Consider the following 6,715-nt stretch of genomic DNA (forward strand, 5'->3'; position numbering starts at 1 on the left):
AATTTATTAGGTCCAAGTCATGACAAAAAAAATAGCATTAGTTACTGGAGTTACAGGGCAAGATGGATCATATCTGGCTGAGTTTTTATTAGAAAAAGGGTATGAAGTTCATGGCTTGAAACGCCGTTCATCACAATTTAATACTAACCGTGTTGACCATATTTACCAAGATCGTCATGCAGATAAACAAAATTTCATTCTTCACTATGGTGACCTGACGGATTCTTCAAACCTTATAAGTCTTGTTCAGAAAATACAACCAGACGAAATATACAATCTTGGCGCTCAATCACACGTTGCTGTTTCTTTTGAATCCCCAGAATATACAGCTGATGTTGATGCGATGGGGACATTAAGATTATTAGAGGCGATAAGAATTAATGGCCTTAGTAATAAGACAAAATTCTATCAGGCTTCAACATCTGAGCTATATGGCTTGGTACAAGAAATTCCTCAAAGAGAGACAACTCCGTTTTACCCTAGGTCTCCATACGCGGTCGCAAAGTTATATGCATATTGGATTACCGTAAACTATCGTGAGTCATATGGAATTTATGCTTGTAACGGTATACTTTTCAATCATGAATCTCCACGTCGTGGTGAAACTTTTGTAACACGAAAAGTCACTCGCGCAATTGCTAATATTTCGAAAGGAATTGAACAGTGTCTTTATTTAGGTAATATGGACTCTTTACGTGATTGGGGACATGCTAAAGACTATGTACGCATGCAATGGATGATGTTGCAACAGGATAAACCAGAGGACTTTGTTATTGCGACCGGAAAGCAGATTTCTGTTCGTGAATTTGTACGAATGTCTGCAAAAGAAGTTGGGCTTGAATTAGAGTTTGAAGGTGAAGGTGTTGATGAAATCGGAACTGTTGTTGGAAAAACTTCAGACTGTGCAATTTCTGTCAATATTGGTGATATTATCATACGTGTTGATCCCCTTTATTTCCGCCCAGCAGAGGTCGAAACTTTATTAGGTGAGCCAAATAAAGCAAAGGAAAAACTTGGATGGACACCCGAAATAACTGTTGAAGACATGTGCGCCGAAATGGTAGCGAATGATCTTGAGAAAGCTAAGCAGTTAGTCCTGTTGAAAAAACATGGTTATGATGTTTCTATTTCTTTAGAGTAAAAATATATGTCTGCAAAAAAACGCATCTATATTGCAGGCCATAATGGCATGGTTGGTTCTGCAATTTTCCGCGAACTCAGTAATAGTGATAATGTTGAGTTAATAGTTAGAACGCATAGTGAACTTGATTTAACATCACAGACTGCTGTGAATGATTTTTTTAGTGCTACTAAAATTGATGAAGTATATCTTGCTGCTGCCAAAGTTGGTGGGATTCATGCAAACAATGAGTACCCAGCAGACTTTATTTATCAGAATTTGATGATTGAAGCTAATGTCATTAATGCAGCACACCGCGCTGGTATTCAAAAATTACTTTTTCTTGGTTCAAGTTGTATCTACCCTAAATATGCAGTTCAACCAATGTCTGAAGATGCTTTATTGACTGGTGTACTAGAATCAACTAATGAACCATATGCTGTTGCAAAGATTGCAGGTATTAAACTTTGTGAATCTTACAATCGCCAGTATGCTCGGGACTATCGTAGTGTAATGCCAACAAATTTGTATGGTATCAATGATAATTTTCATCCTAAAAATTCACATGTAATTCCTGCATTACTTAGGCGCTTTCATGAAGCGAAAGAGAGTAATACCCCCACTGTTACAGTATGGGGGAGTGGCCTTCCGAAGAGAGAATTTCTTTATGTAGATGATATGGCATCTGCATCTATCTACGTTATGAATCTTGACCATGAGTTCTATGCTAAAAATACACAACCACTGCTTTCACATATTAATGTTGGTTCTGGCGTCGATTGTACCATTCGAGAATTAGCAGAGACAATGGCAAGTGTTGTAGGCTATCAGGAAGAAATAGTTTTTGATATAAATAAACCAGATGGAACTCCTAGAAAATTAATGAGTGTTGATCGACTTAATAGCTTAGGATGGACATATAAACATGATCTTTTTACTGGTTTAACTCACACTTATGCATGGTTCATAAAAAATATTAATTCATTTAGATGCTGATGATGTGCCAACGATTAGATAAAGTTTTTTTCCGAATTATTGTTGCTAATACACCTTTAATTTCAATTGACCTCATTGTTAAAAATGATCACGGGCGGGTTTTACTTGGTAAAAGAGTCAATAAGCCAGCTCAAGGATATTGGTTCGTGCCTGGTAGGCGTATTTTTAAGGGGGAATCATTTCAATCTGCTTTTATAAGCGTTTGTAACGAAGAACTAGGAATAGCCATAGATATTCGAAATTCCAGATTTTTAGGTGTGTATGAGCATTTCTATGAAAATAATTTTTCTGGCGAAGACTTCTCAACTCATTATATAGTTCATGGATATGAAATTAATATTAATTCAAAATTTTTATCTCAACCATTAATACAATATGAGTGTTTTCAATGGATGAGTGTATCAGATCTTCTTAGCTCTGATGCAGTACATCAATACACAAAAAATTATTTTATAACTAGGTGATACGATTATGTTGCTTCCTGTAGTAATGGCGGGTGGGGCAGGATCAAGGCTTTGGCCTCTTTCACGAACCTTGTATCCAAAGCAATTTTTGTCTTTAAATACAAAGATGACAATGTTGCAAGAAACATTAAGACGGTTAGAAAAGATAGAACACCATGATCCATTGATTATTTGCAATGAGTCCCATCGTTTCATTGTTTCTGAGCAACTAAGGAATGTAGGATACACTCATAGTGGAATTTTACTTGAGCCTGAAGGGAAAAATACAGCACCAGCTGTTGCACTTGCAGCTATCCAAGCAAGCCGGATGGGAAACGACCCTATTTTACTTGTATTGGCAGCAGATCATGAAATCTTGAATGAAGAAAAATTCCTTTTATCAATACAACAAGGAATTCCATTTGCTGCTAATGGATATTTGGTTACATTCGGCGTTATCCCCTCATGTCCAGAAACTGGTTATGGCTATATCCGTCAAGGCGAAAAACTTTCTGAAGGAGGATTCCGTGTTGCAGAGTTTGTCGAAAAACCTGATTTATCAACTGCTCAGCAATATTTGAATGACGGTTGTTTTTTATGGAATAGTGGCATTTTCATGTTCAAAGCGTCAGCCTATTTAGCTGAACTTAAAAAATACCGATCTGATATTCTTGATATATGTGAACAGTCGTTAATGTCTCCACAACAAGATTTAGATTTTATTCGCATTAATGCTGATTGTTTTCATTCCTGTCCCGAAGAGTCTATAGATTATGCTGTTATGGAAAGAACAGAACATGCGGTAGTTGTTCCACTAGATGCTAAATGGAGTGATGTCGGTTCTTGGTCTGCACTATGGGATATAAGTGATAAAGATAATGCTGGCAATGCTGTTCGAGGCGATGTGCTAATTGAAGATGCTAAAGATAATTATCTTTATTCTCAGCATCGACTTATTGGTGTTGTAGGTGTTGAGGATCTAGTCGTTGTTGAAACAAAAGATGCGGTATTAGTCGCGCATAAAAGCAAAGTCCAAAATGTTAAGGACATTGTTTGCCAATTGAAAGATAATAATAGACCTGAATATCTTCAGCATCGAGAAATTTTTCGTCCCTGGGGTAGCCATGATACAATTGCTGAAGGTGCAAGATTTCAAGTTAAGCACGTTACAATCATGCCTGGGAAAAGGACTGCAAAGCAAATTCATTATAACCGCACAGAGCATTGGATTATTGTATCAGGCACAGCTAAGGTTCATCTTAAAGATGAAACTATACTTATTACTGAGAATGAATCAACTTTTATACCTGTTGGTATGCCTCATGCTATTGAAAACCCAGGTAAAATTCTTTTAGAAATTATTGAGGTCAGGTCAGGAGTATATCTTGATGAAGATGATGTTATTCGCGTTTCTGATTCTGGAGTCTGATCACAATGCGTATTTCGATAATAACAGCTACATACAATAGCGAAAAAACAATAAAGGATACATTACTTTCAATAGAAAGGCAGTCGCACAATGATATTGAATATATTATCATTGACGGAGGGTCCACTGATAGAACAATTCACTTAATTAATAGGCTCAGTACTAGAGTGTCTAAAATAATAAGTGAACCAGATAAAGGTATTTATGACGCTCTTAATAAAGGAATAAATGCTGCGACAGGTGAAGTTGTAGGTTTCTTGCACTCAGATGATTTTTTTGCTTATGATGATGTCTTGAAAAACATTGTAGAGGAATTTGAATCTAAAAACTGTGATGCTATTTACGGCGATTTAGAATATGTATCGCAGTATAATGTTGAGAAATGCTTGCGGGTGTGGAAAAGTGGCATTTTTAGTAGACATAAACTGATGCTCGGTTGGATGCCTCCTCATCCATCTTTTTATATGAAGCGATCTTGCTATATAAAATATGGTTGCTTTTCGTTAGATTATAATATAGCTGCTGATTATAATTCAATACTAAGGTATCTCTTCAAAAATGAGGTGGTACTTTCTTATATGCCTAGAGTTCTCATAAAAATGAGGGTTGGTGGACTTAGTAATCGTTCGGTAAGAACTATGGCTAAAAAATCCTTAGAAGATATAAGAATTATGAAAAATAATGGAATTCCGTGGCCACTAGCTATCGTCTGTAAGAATTTATCAAAAATCCCTCAGTTTTTTAGAAGAAATTACCATGCTAAAAACTAATAAAGTTATCAAAGAAAGTCAGGTTATGTTTGGTACAAGTGGTGCTCGGGGGCTTGTTGTAGATTTTACCCCAGATGTTTGTGCCGCATTTACCCATGCCTTTTTGAACGTTATTAAAACGAAATACGAATTTGATCGTGTTGCTATTGCTATAGATAATAGGCCAAGCAGCTTAGCAATGGCACAATATGTTGCATCTGCTATCAAACAGCATAACTATCATTTCATATTTTATGGGGTTATTCCGACACCTGCTTTAGCATTCCGTGCAATGGAGGATGATATACCATGTATTATGATTACTGGCAGTCATATTCCCTTTGATAGAAATGGATTGAAGTTTTATACCCCTTATGGAGAAATAACAAAAGATAATGAAAGGCAGATCATAGATAGTGCTTACGATTTTAATCATCTTGGTGAACTTACCGAGCTAGTCGCTTGCAATGATGCGGCTTGCACATATATAGAACGTTACACTTCACTTTTTTGTGATGAGCTATTGCTTGGAAAACGTATCGGCATTTATGAGCATTCCAGTGCTGGTAGAGAATTGTATGCTCAGATTTTCTCAAGACTCGGTGCAGACGTTATTTCTTTAGGACGTAGTGATAAGTTTTTACCTATAGATACTGAAGCTATTAGTGACGAGGATTGTGCACTAGCGATAAAATGGGCTAATGAGTATAGGCTCGATGCAATTTTTTCTACTGACGGTGATGGAGATAGACCTTTAGTTGCCGATGAGAACGGACATTGGTTAAGAGGCGATGTTTTGGGGTTATTATGTGCTGATAAACTTGGTATTGAAGCTGTTGCCATACCCGTAAGTTGTAATACTGTGATAGAGAGATCGGGAAAATTTAAGTACGTGGCAAGAACGAAAATAGGTTCTCCGTATGTGATCGATGCTTTTTCACAGTTAACTGATATGTATTCATCAATCGCAGGTTTTGAAGCTAATGGGGGCTTTATACTTGGCTCTGATGTTTACATTAATAATACACATCTATCCGCTTTACCAACAAGAGACGCTGTTTTACCCGCATTAATGTTAATCGGATCTATTCGAGAACAACCTATTTCAAGATTAGTAAATTCCTTACCAGCACGTTTTACTTTTTCTGATCGACTAAAAGATTTTCCTGTAAATCTCAGCCAAAAAGTTATTAATCATGCATTAAAATTTCCTGATCAATTTATCTCTGAACTTGGTTTTAAGTTTTTGACCTGCTCATGTATCGATACTACTGATGGAATAAGAATGTCATTGAGTAACGGAGATATTATTCATTTAAGGCCATCAGGAAATGCTCCTGAATTAAGATGTTATGCTGAATCCTCAACGCAATACATGGCGCGAAAACATGTTGAGATCACGCTAAAGCATTTGGCTACTGGCTCTATATATATTTAGGTTGAGTGTTAATGTGAATTAATGAATCTTCGCAATTTCCTTTTTGAGAAATTAGGTGTGATATATAAAATGATGTTTGTGTTAATAACTACGCCTAGTAAATATTTATGTTTTATATATTTTTTTTTAAAATGTTTATTTTCTAGCCCTGTAGTAATTATTTATATGACGAATTAAAGTATTTGTCTTTTTGTCTATTATTAGCCAATAAAATAAACCGTTCTGTAAATAATAATGTAATGCAATCTTCACAACTAGATAGCCTTTGCCACTCACCAAGGATGCGATATCGTTAATGTGCACCTGCAAAATCAGGTGTCAGGATTGGAACCCTGCCTTACTTCATCGATGACACCAAGCGCATCTGCACTTTTTTTGTGTCATACGCTTAGCTGCATCTCAATGGTGGGCCGGGGGGGCATCGCAAGATGCGCCAGTATCGATGAGGCCGGGAGTTCCAACCCGTCCGGTTCCACTGTAAGCACAGAGGTTTTAGTTCCACGCACTTTTTGAGATTTCCGGGTTTTCAGCCATCAGCCG

At 36.7% G+C, this 6,715-nt stretch carries 6 protein-coding genes; all 6 read left to right on the forward strand.

The window, feature by feature from the left end:
• The first annotated feature begins 19 nt into the window (after positions 1 to 19).
• The 6 genes from gmd to CS369_RS05085 are packed head-to-tail and all read left to right on the forward strand — an operon-like array spanning position 20 to position 6,175.
• Positions 20 to 1,141: a GDP-mannose 4,6-dehydratase gene (gene gmd / locus CS369_RS05060; protein WP_196906252.1), complete on the forward strand. Its 1,122-nt coding sequence runs from the start codon at positions 20 to 22 to the stop codon at positions 1,139 to 1,141.
• A 6-nt stretch (positions 1,142 to 1,147) separates the two neighbouring features.
• The gene (locus CS369_RS05065; RefSeq protein WP_196906253.1) at positions 1,148 to 2,116 is read left to right on the forward strand and encodes a GDP-L-fucose synthase; all 969 of its coding nucleotides are present in this window, start codon (positions 1,148 to 1,150) and stop codon (positions 2,114 to 2,116) included.
• Complete coding sequence (locus tag CS369_RS05070) at positions 2,116 to 2,580, forward strand: GDP-mannose mannosyl hydrolase (RefSeq protein ID WP_307833657.1); 465 nt, start codon at positions 2,116 to 2,118, stop codon at positions 2,578 to 2,580. Before CS369_RS05065 ends, CS369_RS05070 begins: the two co-directional genes overlap by 1 nt.
• Positions 2,581 to 2,587: 7 nt before the next feature.
• Positions 2,588 to 3,988, forward strand: a complete 1,401-nt coding sequence (locus CS369_RS05075) for a mannose-1-phosphate guanylyltransferase/mannose-6-phosphate isomerase (protein WP_196906254.1) — start codon at positions 2,588 to 2,590, stop codon at positions 3,986 to 3,988.
• A gap of 5 nt (positions 3,989 to 3,993) precedes the next feature.
• Positions 3,994 to 4,758: a glycosyltransferase family 2 protein gene (locus CS369_RS05080; protein WP_196906255.1), complete on the forward strand. Its 765-nt coding sequence runs from the start codon at positions 3,994 to 3,996 to the stop codon at positions 4,756 to 4,758.
• Entirely contained in the window at positions 4,745 to 6,175 is a 1,431-nt protein-coding gene (locus CS369_RS05085; protein ID WP_196906256.1) for a phosphomannomutase, read from the forward strand. The genes CS369_RS05080 and CS369_RS05085 overlap by 14 nt, the downstream gene beginning before the upstream one ends.
• Positions 6,176 to 6,715: the final 540 nt, after the last annotated feature.

Source organism: Candidatus Symbiopectobacterium sp. 'North America' (assembly GCF_015762685.1).
Taxonomy (GTDB): domain Bacteria; phylum Pseudomonadota; class Gammaproteobacteria; order Enterobacterales; family Enterobacteriaceae; genus Symbiopectobacterium.

Bases quoted from the DNA above. Each gene is read 5' to 3' on its own strand.
- CS369_RS05085 (WP_196906256.1), top strand. From the start codon at position 4,745: ATGCTAAAAACTAATAAAGTTATCAAAGAAAGTCAGGTTATGTTTGGT.
- CS369_RS05065 (WP_196906253.1), top strand. From the start codon at position 1,148: ATGTCTGCAAAAAAACGCATCTATATTGCAGGCCATAATGGCATGGTT.
- CS369_RS05080 (WP_196906255.1), top strand. From the start codon at position 3,994: ATGCGTATTTCGATAATAACAGCTACATACAATAGCGAAAAAACAATA.
- CS369_RS05070 (WP_307833657.1), top strand. From the start codon at position 2,116: ATGATGTGCCAACGATTAGATAAAGTTTTTTTCCGAATTATTGTTGCT.
- gmd (WP_196906252.1), top strand. From the start codon at position 20: ATGACAAAAAAAATAGCATTAGTTACTGGAGTTACAGGGCAAGATGGA.
- CS369_RS05075 (WP_196906254.1), top strand. From the start codon at position 2,588: ATGTTGCTTCCTGTAGTAATGGCGGGTGGGGCAGGATCAAGGCTTTGG.